General features: G+C 63.2%; 19 protein-coding genes and 1 pseudogene. 5 read left to right on the forward strand and 15 right to left on the reverse strand.

Annotated elements, in window-relative coordinates; translation table 11 throughout:
• Nucleotides 1–27: 27 nt before the first annotated feature.
• Nucleotides 28–312 carry a metal-sensing transcriptional repressor gene (locus ACMZPQ_RS11705; protein ID WP_053511351.1) on the reverse strand — a complete coding sequence of 95 codons (285 nt, stop codon included), beginning with the start codon at nt 310–312 and terminating at the stop codon, nt 28–30.
• A 50-nt stretch (nt 313–362) separates the two neighbouring features.
• Between ACMZPQ_RS11705 and dmeF the strand changes: the two genes are divergently transcribed.
• A complete protein-coding gene (gene dmeF, locus ACMZPQ_RS11710) occupies nt 363–1,307 on the forward strand; it encodes a CDF family Co(II)/Ni(II) efflux transporter DmeF (protein WP_197582936.1) in 945 nt (314 codons plus the stop codon).
• 91 nt (nt 1,308–1,398) lie between these two features.
• Here the strand turns inward: dmeF and ACMZPQ_RS11715 are convergent, their stop codons facing one another.
• On the reverse strand, nt 1,399–1,683 hold the full coding sequence (locus tag ACMZPQ_RS11715; protein WP_414486088.1) for a hypothetical protein: 285 nt from the start codon (nt 1,681–1,683) through the stop codon (nt 1,399–1,401).
• Nucleotides 1,684–1,773: 90 nt separating this feature from the next.
• Between ACMZPQ_RS11715 and ACMZPQ_RS11720 the strand changes: the two genes are divergently transcribed.
• Complete coding sequence (locus tag ACMZPQ_RS11720) at nt 1,774–2,190, forward strand: hypothetical protein (protein WP_197582241.1); 417 nt, start codon at nt 1,774–1,776, stop codon at nt 2,188–2,190.
• A gap of 142 nt (nt 2,191–2,332) precedes the next feature.
• Complete coding sequence (locus tag ACMZPQ_RS11725; RefSeq protein ID WP_197582242.1) at nt 2,333–3,175, forward strand: MnmC family methyltransferase; 843 nt, start codon at nt 2,333–2,335, stop codon at nt 3,173–3,175.
• On the opposite strand, the gene ACMZPQ_RS11730 is transcribed toward ACMZPQ_RS11725, so the two are convergent.
• The 3 genes from ACMZPQ_RS11730 to ACMZPQ_RS11740 all read right to left on the reverse strand — a co-directional run bounded on the left by ACMZPQ_RS11730 (nt 3,129) and on the right by ACMZPQ_RS11740 (nt 5,503).
• The gene (locus tag ACMZPQ_RS11730) at nt 3,129–3,812 is read right to left on the reverse strand and encodes a hypothetical protein (RefSeq protein WP_197582243.1); all 684 of its coding nucleotides are present in this window, start codon (nt 3,810–3,812) and stop codon (nt 3,129–3,131) included. The genes ACMZPQ_RS11725 and ACMZPQ_RS11730 overlap by 47 nt on opposite strands.
• 78 nt (nt 3,813–3,890) lie before the next feature.
• On the reverse strand, nt 3,891–4,859 hold the full coding sequence (locus ACMZPQ_RS11735; RefSeq protein ID WP_414486087.1) for a polysaccharide deacetylase family protein: 969 nt from the start codon (nt 4,857–4,859) through the stop codon (nt 3,891–3,893).
• A 41-nt stretch (nt 4,860–4,900) separates the two neighbouring features.
• Complete coding sequence (locus tag ACMZPQ_RS11740) at nt 4,901–5,503, reverse strand: hypothetical protein (protein ID WP_414486086.1); 603 nt, start codon at nt 5,501–5,503, stop codon at nt 4,901–4,903.
• Nucleotides 5,504–5,684: 181 nt separating this feature from the next.
• Between ACMZPQ_RS11740 and ACMZPQ_RS11745 the strand changes: the two genes are divergently transcribed.
• Nucleotides 5,685–6,365: a hypothetical protein gene (locus ACMZPQ_RS11745; protein ID WP_197582246.1), complete on the forward strand. Its 681-nt coding sequence runs from the start codon at nt 5,685–5,687 to the stop codon at nt 6,363–6,365.
• A 14-nt stretch (nt 6,366–6,379) separates the two neighbouring features.
• Here ACMZPQ_RS11745 and ACMZPQ_RS11750 read toward each other — a convergent pair whose 3' ends face one another.
• Nucleotides 6,380–6,553: a hypothetical protein gene (locus tag ACMZPQ_RS11750; protein ID WP_187299790.1), complete on the reverse strand. Its 174-nt coding sequence runs from the start codon at nt 6,551–6,553 to the stop codon at nt 6,380–6,382.
• A 9-nt stretch (nt 6,554–6,562) separates the two neighbouring features.
• Nucleotides 6,563–7,375, reverse strand: coding sequence for an alpha/beta fold hydrolase (locus tag ACMZPQ_RS11755; RefSeq protein WP_197582247.1), 813 nt, complete (start codon nt 7,373–7,375; stop codon nt 6,563–6,565).
• A gap of 220 nt (nt 7,376–7,595) precedes the next feature.
• Here ACMZPQ_RS11755 and ACMZPQ_RS11760 point away from each other — a divergent pair, with 220 nt between their 5' ends.
• Nucleotides 7,596–8,075, forward strand: coding sequence for a DUF4440 domain-containing protein (locus ACMZPQ_RS11760; RefSeq protein WP_197582248.1), 480 nt, complete (start codon nt 7,596–7,598; stop codon nt 8,073–8,075).
• 84 nt (nt 8,076–8,159) lie between these two features.
• Here the strand turns inward: ACMZPQ_RS11760 and ACMZPQ_RS11765 are convergent, their stop codons facing one another.
• The 8 genes and pseudogenes from ACMZPQ_RS11765 to ACMZPQ_RS11800 form a co-directional block, all read right to left on the reverse strand.
• Nucleotides 8,160–8,849 (reverse strand): hypothetical protein, encoded by a 690-nt coding sequence (locus ACMZPQ_RS11765; RefSeq protein ID WP_197582249.1) that lies wholly within the window; start codon nt 8,847–8,849, stop codon nt 8,160–8,162.
• A 178-nt stretch (nt 8,850–9,027) separates the two neighbouring features.
• A complete protein-coding gene (locus ACMZPQ_RS11770; RefSeq protein WP_414486085.1) occupies nt 9,028–10,173 on the reverse strand; it encodes a YncE family protein in 1,146 nt (381 codons plus the stop codon).
• A gap of 273 nt (nt 10,174–10,446) precedes the next feature.
• Nucleotides 10,447–11,871, reverse strand: a pseudogene (locus tag ACMZPQ_RS11775) (GAD-like domain-containing protein).
• Nucleotides 11,872–11,881: 10 nt separating this feature from the next.
• Complete coding sequence (locus ACMZPQ_RS11780) at nt 11,882–12,583, reverse strand: Imm52 family immunity protein (RefSeq protein ID WP_197582252.1); 702 nt, start codon at nt 12,581–12,583, stop codon at nt 11,882–11,884.
• Entirely contained in the window at nt 12,580–13,299 is a 720-nt protein-coding gene (locus tag ACMZPQ_RS11785) for a Tox-REase-5 domain-containing protein (protein ID WP_197582253.1), read from the reverse strand. Before ACMZPQ_RS11785 ends, ACMZPQ_RS11780 begins: the two co-directional genes overlap by 4 nt.
• Before the next feature lie 3 nt (nt 13,300–13,302).
• On the reverse strand, nt 13,303–13,656 hold the full coding sequence (locus ACMZPQ_RS11790) for a hypothetical protein (RefSeq protein ID WP_312645638.1): 354 nt from the start codon (nt 13,654–13,656) through the stop codon (nt 13,303–13,305).
• Nucleotides 13,646–14,086, reverse strand: coding sequence for a DUF4123 domain-containing protein (locus ACMZPQ_RS11795; RefSeq protein WP_197582254.1), 441 nt, complete (start codon nt 14,084–14,086; stop codon nt 13,646–13,648). Before ACMZPQ_RS11795 ends, ACMZPQ_RS11790 begins: the two co-directional genes overlap by 11 nt.
• 2 nt (nt 14,087–14,088) lie before the next feature.
• A complete protein-coding gene (locus tag ACMZPQ_RS11800; protein WP_197582255.1) occupies nt 14,089–14,343 on the reverse strand; it encodes a hypothetical protein in 255 nt (84 codons plus the stop codon).
• Nucleotides 14,344–14,676: the final 333 nt, after the last annotated feature.

Below are 14,676 nucleotides of genomic sequence, written 5' to 3' on the forward strand. Positions count from 1 at the left end.
GCCGGCCAGTGGCCGGCACCACGCCAGCTATTTGCCGTAGCGGCGCAGCAGCTCCACCAGTACCTCGGCCTCGGCCGCCCGTTGCTGCGGGTCCTCCGCGCCCACCACATGCTCCTGCAGGTGCTCGTGCAGCAGCTCCATCAACAGGCTGTGGGCGGCACCGCGCACCGCGGCCACCTGCACCAGTACGTCCGCACAGTCACCGGCCTCGCCCTCGGGCCTGTCCAGCGCCTGCTCCAACGCGGCCACCTGGCCGCCGATGCGGCGCACCCGGGTCAGCAGCTGCTTTCGATTCTTGTGTACATGGGCCATGACAGGATCATATACCCTATGGGGGTATCCACTCCACCCCTCGGGCTCCCATGCACCTGGACACCCTCGCCGCCGCCCGTCGCCACGAACACCGCTTCGACGACGGCAACCCGCTGGCCGAACGCAACACTCGCCGCGCCCTGTGGCTGACCGTCGGCATGATGCTGGTGGAGATCATCGGCGGCTGGTGGTTCAACTCCATGGCCGTGCTCGCCGACGGCTGGCACATGAGCTCGCACGCGCTGGCGCTGGGCCTGTCGGTGTTCGCGTACCGCTGTGCGCGCCGCTACGCGCACGACCCGCGCTTCGCCTTCGGCACCTGGAAGATCGAGATCCTGGCCGGCTACACCAGCGCCATCGCGCTGCTCGGAGTCGCCGCGCTGATGGCCGTGCAATCGCTGCAACGGCTGTGGGTACCCGCACCGATCCACTACAACGAAGCCATCGCCATCGCGGCAGTTGGGCTCGGCGTCAACCTGCTGTGCGCGTGGTGGCTGCACGACAGCCCGGGGCATGCGCACCACCACCACGGGCACGGCCACGATCATGGCGACCACCACGCGCACGGTCACGACCTCAATCTGCGCTCGGCCTACGTGCACGTGCTGGCCGACGCCGCCACCTCGGTGCTGGCCATCGTCGCCCTGCTCGGCGGCAAGCTGCTGGGCCTGACCTGGCTGGACCCGGTGATGGGCCTGGTTGGCGCTGTGCTCGTCACGGTATGGGCGATCGGCCTGCTGCGCGACAGCGGCCGTATCCTGCTCGACGCGCAGATGGACGCGCCGGTGGTGGCCGAAGTGCGCGAAGTGATCGAACAGGGCCCGTGGCCGGCACGCCTGGCCGACCTGCACGTGTGGCAGGTCGGCCGCGGCAAGTACGCGGTCAGCGCCAGCGTGGTCACCAGCGACGCTAGTCTGAATGCCGATACCGTGCGCAATGCGCTGGCCATCCATGAAGAACTGGTCCACGTAACGGTGGAGATCCACCGCAGCTGATGGCCCACCTCGGGTAGTGCCGGCCGCGGGCCGGCAACCTCATGAAGCCTGGAATACACCTGCAGTTGCCGGCCAACGGCCGGCACTACCCTCAGAGCTTCAACATCATCCGCAGCAGGTACATCAGCAGCGGCAGCGCGCTCACAACCGCGCCGGCAATGCCGATCCACGCCCAACGCTCGCCGCGCACGCGCGATGCCACCGCAAAGCCGGCACCGACCAGCGCCGCGCCCAGCACCGCCACGCCCATGCCCGCAGCCAGGCCATTGCCGCCCGCAGCCACCGCCGCCTGTGCGGCCAGTGTGCCCGCGCCCCAGCCCACCACCATGCCCAGCCAACTGGCCACGCCGCACCACGGTGCCTTGCCCTGCGCCATCCGAAAACCCCTCTTCGCTTGCCGAATTCCTGTACGGGCCGTGCCCGCGTGCTGCCTACACTAGCCGCACCTGCCCTGTAGGGACATCCCATGCGCACGCTCCGCCTGCTGCTACCCGGTGCCCTCGTGCTGCTCACCGCCTGCAGTGGTGACGCCGGGCTTCCCTTCTCGGCCGATCCCCTGCAGGGCTGTTTCGCCACCAGCGCGCGCAAGCCCGCCGACTTCCGCATCGAGAAGGAAGGCGGCCAGTACTTCGTCTCCTTCAACCGCGATGGCCAGTGGCAGCGCGAACCGAATGCCCTGCACAAGGCCAGCAACAGCGAGATCAGCCGCTACTTCCGCGACGATGCCGCGCAGATCGACAGCGCCCTGATCCGCATGGCCGGGGGCTTTGGCATCTTTCACTTCAACAAGGGCGCCACGCTGAAAGGCAAGGCCAGCGACAGCGACTACATGGCGCTGATGCTGATCGGCGCCGGGCCGGTGTATGCGGTGAAGTGCGATTGAGCGGTAGAGCCGAGCCCACGCTCGGCTCCTGTTGCAGTAGATCCACGCCATGCGTGGATACAGGCACGGCCAGGCCGAGCGCGGCTCGGCCCTGCAACAGCTGCGGTACCATGCCCTCCCCCGAACCGCCCCGGTACCCGCCGTGCTCCATTACACCGGCCCCCTGCTGACCCGCGACAGCGCCGACACCCTGCGCCGTGCCCATGACAAGGGCGCTGGCGACTGGCAGGGCTCGCTCGATCTCGGCCGCAACCAGGACACCGTGGCACTGGATGTGGATGGCTTCCACTTCCGCGGCCAGGGCTACCCATGGCCGGGCAAGCTGAAGGACCGCACGCTGTACTACTGGGATGGCGAGGACTTCGCGCCGATCTCGCGCTACAGCGGCTCGCTGATCAAGCTGGTGCCCACCGAATGGGGCGCCCCCACCTTCGAGATCGACGGCATCAAGATGCTGCCGACCTCGAAGCTGTCGCCGTTCGAGGATGCACGCCGCAAGGTCGAGCTGGTCGCCCCGGCCGGCAAGATCATCCTCGATACCTGCGGCGGCCTCGGCTACTTCGCCGCCTGCGCGCTGGAAGCCGGCGTCGGCCAGATCCGCTCGTTCGAGAAGAACGCCGACGTGATGTGGCTGCGCACCCTCAATCCGTGGTCGCCCGACCCGGACTCGGCCGCCGCCGGGGGCCGCCTGCAGTTCAGCCACGGCGACGTCTCGCAGCAGATCGAACAGGTGGCCAGCAACAGTGTCGACGCGATCCTGCACGACCCGCCGCGCTTCGGTATTGCCGGCGAGCTGTACTCGCAGGTGTTCTACGATCACCTCGCCCGCGTCATCCGCAAGGGCGGCCGCCTGTTCCACTACACCGGCGCGCCGAACAAGCTGACCAGCGGCCGCGATGTGCCGCGCGAAGTGGCCAAGCGGCTGGAAAAGGCCGGATTCAAGGCAGAACTGGCACTGGATGGTGTGCTGGCTGTGAAGCGCTGAGCGCCGCCTCCGCCAAGTCCTTGGCGGCAACCGCCTCGGCCTGCAGCTTCATCAGTCGTTCGGCGCGGGCAAAACCTGCGCCCCAGAACAGAGTAGGCATGGCGATCGCCCCGCCCGTGATCAGGGTCATCGGCAGCAACTGGAAGGCCTGCGATTCACTGATCATGCCAGCGGCAGCAAAGATCAGCGGGCACCCGGCAAACAAGCACGAGACAAAGTATCCCACTGAGCCCACGATCTTGCCGAAGCGTCGGTAGGCTCTACGCGCGTTGATGCCTTTGAAGCAGAATCGGGGCTGAGCACTGTCGTCAAACAGCAGCCGACTGCGCCCCGCGCGATACGCCCGGATTGCCACGTCCGCGTCTGGAAACTCAACCATCAGGTAACGCCCCACGGCGAAGGGAACATCGCGCCGGCCAAGCATGGCGTTGATCGCCTTCTGCTCACTCAACCTGGAAAGGGGCCCCGCCTCGGCGCGCGCTTTCTCCACTTCAAGCGAGAAACGGAATTCGTCGCGCAACCGTTCGCGGCTGGCATGACGCTCCTTCAATACGGTGATGGCTACGGTGATGATGGTGACAATGACACTGGCACCTGCCATCACGAGTTTCCACAAATCGATCTCTGCCTGGTTCATCCTAGCTCCACGCATCCGGATACCACGACTTTATTGTCAACGCCCTGCGATCGCCACTGTATCGAGGGGAATCTGCAACTATTCCGAATCCACCTTCGCCAACTGCATCACCCACTTCGGCACCACCGGTTCCCCGGCGTAGAAGTCCTTCGGCTTCTTCTCCGCCATCGCCCAGCGGTGCAGCCAGCTGGGACCATAGCGGCCGTTGTAGCCATCGGCGCCACGCGCATAGGCCGGGTCGCGCATCGCCTCGTCCAGCGACACGAAGCGATAGCCACGCCGCTGGGTCGCCGCCACCAGTTCGGCAAACGTGGCCGCATTGAGCTCGTTGGCGTGCATCAGCCACACCTGCGGCAGCGCATAGCCCAGCAGCGCCTGCGACTGCTTCTCGTAGTAGTCCAGCTTGTTCAGCATGTACGGCACATAGCCCTTGCGCAGCTGTGCCAGCGTCGCCTCGCGCGCGGCCGAATCAGGCTGCTCGTTCATCACGTTGGCATAGGCGAACGCCCACACCCACTCACCGTTGTCGACCGTCACCGGCGCCACACGGTAGCCGTGCTGCTTGAAGAACGCGTCCATCTGCACGCGCTCTTCCGCGGTACGCCCGGCGCGCAGGTAGGGATGGCGCATCCACTGCGGCACCCGCCCACGCTCGGCCAGCAGCGGCCGCAGCACCGTTTCCCCACGCAGGAAATCCTGCTGGAACGCCGCCACGCCCTTGGCGTTCAGGTCCATGTGCGAATACGTGTGGTTGCCCAGCACATAGCCCGCGTCCAGCCAGTCGCGCAGCATCTGCACGCGCGCAGGCTGTACCTGCCCGTCCACCTCCAGCTTGTTCTCGTTGACGAAGCCCACCACCGGCACATCCGCCTGGCGCAGCTGCGCCATCAACGCGGCATGGCGCGCCTGCAGGTCCACCGGCACGATCTCATCCACCCGCGCCCAGGGCAGGTCATCGATGGTCACCGCAATGCGACGATCCACCTCGGCAGCCTGCGCCGCCAGCGACAGCAGCAGCAACGGCAGGGCTCGCAACAACGCACGCATCAGCACTTCCTTGTCAGGGCGATGCGTGGACTGTAACGCGATCAGGTGGGCGTCCGCATACCCTTGGCCGCAGCACGCCACAGCACAATGCTGGCCACCATCGCGGCCACCAGCAGCGATACCGCCATCATCGCCAGATCATCCGGGTTGCGCTGCAGCGGTGCGTACTCGCGGGTGAGTACGTGGAATACCACCTGCTGGGCCTGCGCCAACGGCATCCGGCCCTGCTCGGCCAGGTCCACCAGGCAGGCCGCCGGAGACAGTCTCACCACGCTGCTCCACGCATCCTCGTACAGGTGCAGCGTCCAACCGGCCAACACCAGCACCGCCACATGCAGCGCCACCAGCCCCCAGCACAGCATGCCCAGGCGGCCCTGCTCCGGGGCGGCGCGCAGCGCACAGGCACCCATCGCGCCCAGCAGTGCCAGCATCGTGCCCGCCATCGGAATCCAGCGCAGGGGTTGCCAATCATCCAGGGCGCCCGCGCGCGCCAACAACTGCTCGGCCACCCGCAAGCGCGCCACCGGATCGGGGCCACCGCAGCCATCCGCCACCGGCGACAGCAGCAGGTCCACGCGGGAGTGGAAATAGCCGGCCTCCAAACCAAGCGACAGCAGCGCCACCAGCTGCAACAGAAACATCATGACCCCCGGTCCGAACAGGCGGCCGAGGCGGGAAAAAGCAGAGCGCATTGGTTCATCCATGACAACAACGCGCCATGCTATCCAGCCGCGCCAGCGCTGTCGGCTGGCAGATACGACAACAGCTGGCGCCAATCGGTAGGATGTCGACGGAAGCGGATGCATATGTGAGGGCGTGCACAGGATGGTGACGTTGTACCTGGTGGTGCGGACACTGCTGCCACTGCTGGCATTCGCACTGGTGGCGTGGCTGATGTCGCGCCTGATCACGTCACGCGTTACCCGCCTGCCGCCAGTCCCACTTGACCTGCCTGCGCACAGCAGCAGCCCGCGCAGAAAGGACCGACGCCTGTACGCACGTGCGCTGCGCCGTCGGCCAAGCCTGCGCATCGCAACCCGCCCAGCCAGCGCATCGCGCCGCTGGCATCTGCTGGGCGTGATGGTGGCGTTGGCTGCGCTCATGGCCACGGTCATGGCACTGCCCGACGGCGCACGCTTCCAGGTGATGGTCGAGAGCATGCGTGGCTACCCGGTCACGATGGCCGAAGTCCGCATTCCAGTGACGGCACAGGCCGTGGTGCTGCCGCGCTGGCAGCCCGCGCTGGCACCGCTGGCACGCCCGGTGGTGATGCGCTATCCGATCGGGCGCTTCGGCGGCGACCATGAAGCGCGCGCCCTGCTACCCGTGCAGATCCGCCACGTGGATGATCGACTGCAGGTGGCCATTCCCGCAGCCGTGGATGCAGGCGCACTACAGGCCGAGCTGGCAGCGTTGGCTGGCCTGCCGGCCCAGGCAGTGCTGGTGCAGGAAGCGGAAGTGGCCCCCTGGATGGACACGGGCTGGAAACCGCTGAGCGACCCGTAGAGCCGACCCCCGACTCACACCTCGCGCGGGAGTTTGGCCGCCCACATGTTGTCGACCAGATTCGGATACGGTCGCCCGTTCTCCTCCGCCCGCTGCCGCGCCGCCTCCTTCTGGGCAGGCGACAGCGGCTGGGATTTCTGGCCCTTGGGGTTGGGCTTCTTCCACGGCGGGGTTTCGGTCTTGCGCATGGCGCCAGCTTACTTCTTCAGGAAGTTCAGCAGCGCAAGATTGAAATGATCGGCGTGGCTGGTATTGCAGCCGTGCGGCGCGCCTTCCAGGATAACCACCTCGCTGCCTGCAATGGCCTCATGCGTGCGCTCGCCCGAGCCTTCAAACGGCACGATGGCGTCGCTGTCACCGTGCAGGATCAAGGTCGGCACGGAGATCTTCTTCAGGTCATCGCGGAAGTCGGTGGTCGCGAAAGACTGCATGCAACCCAGCGCTGCCGTCTGGTCGGACTGGTGGCACAGCGCGATCGCCGCCTGGCGCTGCTCTTCAGTCACCATCAATTTGCCATCGGCGCTGAAGAAGTCGCGGGTGAAGCCATCGAAGAAGCTCTCGCGGTCCTTCTCCAGGCCGCTGCGCATCTCATCGGCCTTGTCCTGGGTCAGCGGCCCGTCCGGGTTGTCGTCACTTTTCAGCAGGTAAGGCGGCACGGCGGCGGCGAACACCACGCTATGCAAGCGGTCCTCACCGTGGTTGGCCACGTAGCGCGCCACCTCGCCACCGCCCATCGAGAAGCCGACCAGCGTGACATCGCGCAGATCGCGCTCTTCAATCAGCGCGGCCAGGTCCGCCGCCAGCGTGTCGTAGTCGTAGCCGTCGGCGGGCTTCTCGGAACGCCCAAAGCCACGACGGTCGTAGCTGATCACCCGGAACTGGGCATCGCGCAGGATCGACACCTGCGTCTTCCAGGCATCGGCTGACAGCGGCCAGCCATGGATCAGGATGACCGGGCGGCCATCGCCGCCGGTGTCTTCAACGTGCAGGCGGATGCGGGAGGCGGACATGGGGGCTCCTGTGGAAGGGAAGAATTGCAGGCTAGAACCCCGCCCCTATGCCGCCCGTGAGGGAATCGCGGCGCGCTGTGACATGGCGTGCACAGGGTGGTCGGGCGGCCATGCCGCCAAATTCGCACTTCATCCCGTCCAGCGGCGGTTTCGTCGCAACATGGCACCGGGGCGCCGCCGGCCATGCGAGCCTGCGTGAATCCACTCACGGAGCCTCATCATGCTGCTGTTCACCCTGCCCCTGCTGGCCGCCGGTCTCGCCGCCCCCCCGACCCCGCCCGACACCCTGCGCGAACAGATCCGCCAGGCCGATACGCAGCTGTTTGCCGCCGCGTTCGACGCCTGCGACGCCGACAAGGCCGCGTCGATGACTACCGAGGACATGGAGTTCTTCCATGACAAGGCCGGCAAGTCCGCCAGCAACCGCGATGACTTCCGCCGCAGCGTGGCCGCCCTATGCGAAAGCAACCGCGCCAACCACACACACCTACGCCGTGAATTGGTGGAGAGCTCGCTGCAGGTGTTTCCGCTGCACGACGAACGGGCGCTAGAGATCGGCGACCACCGCTTCCACGAGCGCGATGCGAAGGGCGTGGAGCGTTGGACCGGCCAGGCGCGTTTCGTCCAAGTGTGGCGGCGGGTGGATGGGCAGTGGCAGGTGGAGCGGGTGATCAGCTATGACCACCGGCCGGCGGATTGAGGGGCCCGCAGCGATGGTTCGCGGGAGGGTTCGATACCCCGTGCCTCGGACGGGGTGAGCAGGCACGGAGGCGGTTCGTGCCCGCTACTCGAACTGCGGGACGAACAGGCCTTCCCGCTTCAGGATATCCTTCGCTTGCGTGACATATTCGCTCACGGTCAGGCGATCCATCGGAAGCATCTCGCCCTTTTTCTTTGCAGGCAGCAGCCTTCCCGCCTGCTGAAGACGGAACGCCTCGTGATCCTTCCGGATGTTGATGGTGGACACCTTTCCGTGGACCTTCAACAGCTCCAGCACACACACGTGGAATACCTGGGGCCTGCACTCCAGGATGAATTCTGAAACAGACGTCTTGGGGTCGACCAAGTACGGTTTGAACCGCTTGAAGAGTCCTTTCCTCGCACCGTCCTCCAGCTTCCCGATGTAGACATCCAACGGAATGTCGACGTTGGAGAGATCATGGATGTACTGGTTCCTGATCTCGGCGATCGCCTTGAACATCGATTTCTGTTCGCTGTCGATGATGTCCATCTTCCGCAGGAAATTGATCCTCACCTCCTGCGGAAGATTGCTGATCACATCGAGTATCAGCGGCTCGCGCAGCGCATCGACGACTGCACGCGTAAATACGGCCTCGACCAGCTGGGCAAGCTTCGAAATGAAGCTCCACGAGTCCTTCTCCTCATAGAGCGCCACGACAAATCCCTTCGGTATCGCGAGTTCCTTGCTCAGCCTCTCGAATGCGAGCTCGACAAACGTGGTGTACGTGTTCATGAGAAAGTGCCCCCTGAAAGTCCGATGACGCTACACGTGCGGTCTGGTTGCAACAAGCGGCTCCCCACCCATTTGCAACACTTCCTAGTGCGGCGCCACGCGATCCGCATCAATGAAAAAGGCCCGCGCCACGACCAACGGTCGAGGACACGGGCCCCATCAGATCAGCGTTTTCGCATCACAACTGAATCCGCGCCACGCTCTCGTCAGCGCCCTTGTCGTCCTTCTCGCCGTTCATGATGCTCACGAACAACACGTTGTTCTTCGCATCCAGTGCCAGGCTGTTCGGGTGGGTCGGCACCTTGTAGGTGGCCACCTTCTGGTAGCTGTCACTGTTGTACGCCGTCACCGTACCGGCTTCGCGGTTGGTCACGTACAGGCGCTTGCGCGGTGCATCCAGCAGGATGCCCAGCGGGCCGGCATCGGTGGGGATGCTGGCCAGTTCCTTGCCGGTGCTGCGGTCCAGCACCAGCACGCGCTGGCCCGGGTGCTTGCTGACCAGGCCGCTGCTCTTGGCCTGGTAGCCACGCAGGAATTCCGAGCCCTGGTCGGTCACGAACAGGCGCTTGCCGGCCGGGTCCAGCGCGATGTTCATCGGCTGCTCGGCGGCAATCTTGTGCTGTGCCACCACCTTGTTCGAATCGGTGCCCACCACCACCAGGTCGGCCAGCAGGTTGCTGGTGTAGACGCGCTTGTTGGCCGCATCCAGCGCCAGGCCCGGCGCCTTGGCGTTGCCCAGGCCGTCGATGGTGTTGATCACCTTCAGCGTGGTGGTATCGATCACGAACAGCACGCTGCTCACGTCCGGCTGGCTGCTGTGGCCGGTCACGTACAGGCGGTTGGCTGCACTGTCGACCACCAGCTCGCGCAGGTCGTGGGTGTAGGCGGCCTTGCCGTCCTTGCCGGTCTTCTTCTCCATCAGCTGGATGGTGCCGACGGCCTTGTTCTGCGCGGTGTCGACCACGGTCACCGACAGGTCCACGGTGTTGCCCACGTACAGGCGGTTGTGGGCGTCATCGAGCACCACGCCGAACGCCTTGCGCTCCAGCGGGATGCGGGTTTCCACGGCCAGCGTGGACGGGTTCAGGCGCAGCACCTGGGCCGGGCCGGCATCATCGCCGAAGCCACCGGACGAGGCCACGAACACGGCGTTCTGTTTCGGGCTGTAGGCCAGTTCGTACAGGCCCTTGGCCACGGCCTGGCGCTGTACGGCGGTACTGGCACTGGCGGCGGGGGCGTTATCGGCGAACGCGGACGGCACGCCAAGGCTGAGCGAGACGGCAATGGCCAGGGCGGCCGAGCGGAGAGCGGAATGACGGAACATGCGAGCATCCTTGAAAGGGCACGGGAGGGTGTCCTGGCTCGCTGGGCCGTACTGCGACGGCCCGCTCCGGCGCGGTTTGCGCGGGGTGGGCTGGCTGGGTTGCGGGGGGAATGTTAACAGGTGACAGCGAGCGGGGGCGATCTCCGGTACTGTGCGCCTACTGTGCGCCCGCGCCACCCCTGCAAAACGCCCATCCGCGGCCGTGTGGTGCCAACGAGGGGGCGTTCCAGGCCGGCAAGGTTGCCGCGTGGAACTCACGGCCCTGCCGCCCGCCTAGAAGTCCGGAGCACGGGTAGTCAACACGTCCCCGACCACAGGCCCATGTTCAATTCCACCGTCTTCTCCGCGCCGATACCCGATGCCCGCCTTGCAGGCACGCGGTGCCATATCCCAAACCCATCCGTGAAGTTGGCGACTGGCATTTTCAGGTGAATAGAGCGGCATGTTCATGCGCAACCCGTCATCCTCGCCCAGATCGAGCGTGCACATGACGGTGCCCTCGCCTTCATGCTCTTCGTCAAGATCTGGTTCGTCAACGTGCGTGATGGTCGCAAAGAGGTGTTCGAATTGGATCAATGCTTGTAGCGCATGTGGCAGATCCGTGAATGGAGGTGCCGCGCGGCCATCGCCAGGCTCCTCCACGAATGGAGCGTGCAACGTAACGCGACGGAAGTAGTGTTCACTTCGCCCCAGCACGTCGCGACCGCCGATGGCGGTTGCCATGTCCTCCAACTCGTCGGTACGCAGCAGAAAGGTCGTCTCTTCTACATGCATCGCCACCAGTTCTTCATCATCTGCATCACTGCCTAACGAACCTACCCGCAGGGTGACGTCGAGCACGACGATGTCATCCCCCGCGGAATTGGCGGAGATCTCGTAGGAACCGCTGTAAGCGCGCACCTCAGTGCGCTCGAACGTCCTGTGATGAATGCGCCAGAACAGCAAACGGTACCGGCCGCTCGGTTGAAGCGCCAGCAGCCGATGCCAGTCGATGTAGGAAGACAGATACAGGCCGGCGAGTCCCGGCCCCGTTGCAATGCCCTCGAACATGAAGCGATCTTCAACCGGCAGCGCGTTCGCTACTATCGTCGGCTTCTCGGCCTTTGGCGTGGGTGGATCAACGGCGTCGCGAAGACGGCGATGCATGTGGAGCGCATCGGTTTTCGCAACCCGTAGCATCTGCATGGAGAACAGCATTTGATCGACTTCGTAGACTTCGCCGGGGGCAAGTGCTCCGCACTCTTTTCTTGCGGACCAAACCAAGGCCATTGGAATGAGCGATTCGAGTGCTTCTCGCTCGCAAAGGAACGTGTTGAAGAAGTCATCGAGACTCCACGCCAGATCACTCGACTTCTTTGACACGGGATCGACGTAGGCCACGTCCTCGTCAGCTTCCGTCAGCTATCGGTAGTAGAGAAGTGTGCCGAAAGGCGTCAGCGCGATCGGAACGCGCGGTGCGGTTCCTGGTGGCGAGATGATCCACCGATCGAGCACGGATTGCCATGGCCGGGGATCGATCAGGGCGAGTTGGAGATCGCCATAAAATCCGAGACCTTTTCGACGCCACAGATCGAGAAGGCTGTCAGGAAGAACACCCTCATAGGCGGAAACAAGCTCACGGGGAGCAGGCGAAACCTGTCGTGATGGAGGATGGGTCTTTACGAAGAGATGCAGGGCGAGGCGGCGAAGAAAGACCATTCAAGTATGCCTAGAACGTTGGATCTGTGACGGCCAGCAGTCCAAGGTCGTTCATCTCCATTTCGACTTCGTTGGCGCGTTGGATATGCTCCTTGTTCGACAGATCAAATGCCTGATCAATGGACACCACGATGGAGCCGCCTGGAGCGGGCAGCACGTCTGCGGCCAGAGGTAGCTGCTGTCGGCGCACTGTCTGGCGTACGTACACCATCCAACCCACGCACTGCCGGTGCGGGAACGTAGCGTACTTGGCTTTGTAGAACTGGAATTCACCATTCACCTTGTCGTACACGTCAGCAAAAGCAAACGTGGTTGCTGGCTCTCCTTTCAGCACTGAAAGCAAGGTCTCCGCAACCCGCTGGGTCGGGTTGGCGAGCAACTGATCTGGTCGATACAAGGAGACGGTCATGTGCCCCATTGCGGGGATGTAGTCGATTTCGATCAGCCCCGGCCGGCGCTTGGTTCCTTTGTCGTTGACCACGGATGCACTGAATGACATTGATCCCATCCGTTCCGCACGCTCCCGTAGTCTCTCAACTACGGCGTCCTCATCCTCAAACGGAACAAGCTTCTGCTGGGGCGTGTTTTCCCCGCAGAACCATTCGTTATCGCCAGGGATGCGCCGTAGAGTTGCCAACAGTTGGCGGTAGGCGCTTCGAAAGTCAGTCTCGACTCGTTGACCGATATCGAGGCGCAGGATCGCGAATATCATGCTTGGACAACCTGAATGATGTAGGGGGTGTGGAAGCAGACAACCGGTGGTGGAATGCTGGATGAGGCCCATCTGTAGACCTCGATCTCCATGAAGTGCCATTGCAGCTTGCCTTGCGGCGAGGCGGCATTGATAACCGCAATCTGCCGGCCGGCCTCCTCAATCATTCCCGGAAAAACGAATCGACTTGGGAACCCCAGCTTTGGCGCTCCGTCGTCCTGCGAGATGAATTGCGCGTAACGGCCTTTTGCATCTACTACGGTGCATTGGGCCCTCCAGAAGCCATCGAAGTAGATGCCGCCATACAACCATTCCAAAAGGTTGAATTGCTCTGCTTTGGGTTGAGGTTCGCCTTTGAGTGCGCACCATGCTCGCCCGGCAAGAGATGTGTCGAAGCCGGTGATCGGGAGGCCAGTGCTCTTGTCACAGTAGCTGAATTGTTCGGGCCCGGAGTTCATGTTCGCAATCTGCAGCTGATAATCCCAGTTGACCTTGTTCTCGCGACGAACCGCTCGACGCGGCACGGCCGGCACCATTACGCCTTGATCAAGCTTGCACCGATTGCATTCGGTCGAGCTGCTTTCCTTTGTGCAATCTCCCTCTTTGGCCTGCTCTATGGGGATGACACCAATGGCACGCCTCAATCGCTCCAACGATGCAGAGCGCCGAATGGCTTCGCCGATAGCTCGCCCTCCAATTGGCAACGCACTGGCCATCTTTCAGTTCCTCCAGTTTGTCTGCGCACGGAAGATCGACAATAGATCTTCCGCCGTTAGATTGGGTTTGGCGGAGAGATTCATCTTCAAGACCAAAGCGGGTTCTCGCCGCAACAATCCGTTGCTGGTCGTGTCTGCTCGCACCCAGCGCACCAGAGTCGGCAAGCGAGTGATGTGCAATTCGTAGGTCGCAAACTCATAAGACTCACGCACCGCACTCAGCAACTGCTGATCCGACATATGGCGGGTTTCGTCAAGCATGTCGCGTCGAATTTCTGCAGCAATCCTTTCGGTAAAGGATTCGGGCTCTGGCAAGCGCAGCAGGGCCTCTTGGCCTGCAGTCAACTCAATGGACATTTTCCAGCCTTCCTTTGGCGGTGCACCATTCGGAGAATGGCGCCATCAGACTCTGGAGCTGCTCACGGGTCAGCACGCGCTGCAAACGCGTGAACACTCTGGGATCCCAGAAGCGGAACAGCGCAGGCGAACCATCGGATAGATGCAGATCCAGAAATGACTGAAGGTGCGCGAAAACTGTTTCAAAGTCCTGATTGCTCTTCAGATAGCTAACACACGGCACACGATCCCCAGTCCTCTCCAGGGCGTTTAGCCATCCATGCAATGTGGTCACTCCGTCCAGCTGGACCAGCCATGGACCTGCATCTGCATGCTTGCACTCCGGCTGGCCGTGGAACAAGGAACGGTGCAGAAGGCCCTTGGCATAGAAGCGCAACGTATCAGCAGCATCTGATCTAACGGCACAGTCGACGATAAGGTAGGCATTCATGGTTAGCGCCTCAGATGTGCCGTGGCGATTCTGGTAGCTGCCAGAAAGCACTCTTCGCACACCAAGGGCGTCTCAATGGAAGCGCCATTTTGTTCTGGCATCGAGGATAGCAGCGACTGCGCTGTACCGATGGTTGTCATGGTGATTGTCCCAGCAGAGAAGATTTTGCTTCCAGAGCGATCAACATTCTCATTAGTCAACTCCGTTTGACTTTCAATGACTTCAGCATTGTGGCCTCGCTGCGCCTTGGATTTCACGCTATCACATGATCCGTCGAGCGCCCTGCAGTGCAAGATGAAATGCAATCTCCACCCCATGATTGGAAACGTTGCACTGGATCTATCGTCGAAAGTTCAAACCATGTCGTAATCGACCCGCTTTCCATTTCGGCGCTGCTGAAGGCCTGTCGTGGCAGGGATTGCAGGACTTTTTAACTATCCCTCATCAGATGCTTTGGGGCAGCAATTCAACAACGCCCGGTACCATCTCAAAGCAGAGCAATCAAGCAATGCACGGCGTGAAACAATGCCGTAAGCGTCACCACTGCGGCCTCTAGGGACTGCAGCTTCCTGGCAGTCCGCCGCTATGCG

Source organism: Stenotrophomonas maltophilia, assembly GCF_047497515.2.
Classification (GTDB): Bacteria; Pseudomonadota; Gammaproteobacteria; order Xanthomonadales; family Xanthomonadaceae; genus Stenotrophomonas.

Excerpts from the sequence above, each read along its gene's own strand:
- ACMZPQ_RS11705 (WP_053511351.1), bottom strand. The coding sequence starts at position 312 with ATGGCCCATGTACACAAGAATCGAAAGCAGCTGCTGACCCGGGTGCGC.
- dmeF (WP_197582936.1), top strand. The coding sequence starts at position 363 with ATGCACCTGGACACCCTCGCCGCCGCCCGTCGCCACGAACACCGCTTC.
- ACMZPQ_RS11715 (WP_414486088.1), bottom strand. The coding sequence starts at position 1,683 with ATGGCGCAGGGCAAGGCACCGTGGTGCGGCGTGGCCAGTTGGCTGGGC.
- ACMZPQ_RS11720 (WP_197582241.1), top strand. The coding sequence starts at position 1,774 with ATGCGCACGCTCCGCCTGCTGCTACCCGGTGCCCTCGTGCTGCTCACC.
- ACMZPQ_RS11730 (WP_197582243.1), bottom strand. The coding sequence starts at position 3,812 with ATGAACCAGGCAGAGATCGATTTGTGGAAACTCGTGATGGCAGGTGCC.
- ACMZPQ_RS11735 (WP_414486087.1), bottom strand. The coding sequence starts at position 4,859 with ATGCGTGCGTTGTTGCGAGCCCTGCCGTTGCTGCTGCTGTCGCTGGCG.
- ACMZPQ_RS11740 (WP_414486086.1), bottom strand. The coding sequence starts at position 5,503 with ATGATGTTTCTGTTGCAGCTGGTGGCGCTGCTGTCGCTTGGTTTGGAG.
- ACMZPQ_RS11745 (WP_197582246.1), top strand. The coding sequence starts at position 5,685 with ATGGTGACGTTGTACCTGGTGGTGCGGACACTGCTGCCACTGCTGGCA.
- ACMZPQ_RS11750 (WP_187299790.1), bottom strand. The coding sequence starts at position 6,553 with ATGCGCAAGACCGAAACCCCGCCGTGGAAGAAGCCCAACCCCAAGGGC.
- ACMZPQ_RS11755 (WP_197582247.1), bottom strand. The coding sequence starts at position 7,375 with ATGTCCGCCTCCCGCATCCGCCTGCACGTTGAAGACACCGGCGGCGAT.
- ACMZPQ_RS11760 (WP_197582248.1), top strand. The coding sequence starts at position 7,596 with ATGCTGCTGTTCACCCTGCCCCTGCTGGCCGCCGGTCTCGCCGCCCCC.
- ACMZPQ_RS11765 (WP_197582249.1), bottom strand. The coding sequence starts at position 8,849 with ATGAACACGTACACCACGTTTGTCGAGCTCGCATTCGAGAGGCTGAGC.
- ACMZPQ_RS11770 (WP_414486085.1), bottom strand. The coding sequence starts at position 10,173 with ATGTTCCGTCATTCCGCTCTCCGCTCGGCCGCCCTGGCCATTGCCGTC.
- ACMZPQ_RS11780 (WP_197582252.1), bottom strand. The coding sequence starts at position 12,583 with ATGATATTCGCGATCCTGCGCCTCGATATCGGTCAACGAGTCGAGACT.
- ACMZPQ_RS11785 (WP_197582253.1), bottom strand. The coding sequence starts at position 13,299 with ATGGCCAGTGCGTTGCCAATTGGAGGGCGAGCTATCGGCGAAGCCATT.
- ACMZPQ_RS11790 (WP_312645638.1), bottom strand. The coding sequence starts at position 13,656 with ATGTCCATTGAGTTGACTGCAGGCCAAGAGGCCCTGCTGCGCTTGCCA.
- ACMZPQ_RS11795 (WP_197582254.1), bottom strand. The coding sequence starts at position 14,086 with ATGAATGCCTACCTTATCGTCGACTGTGCCGTTAGATCAGATGCTGCT.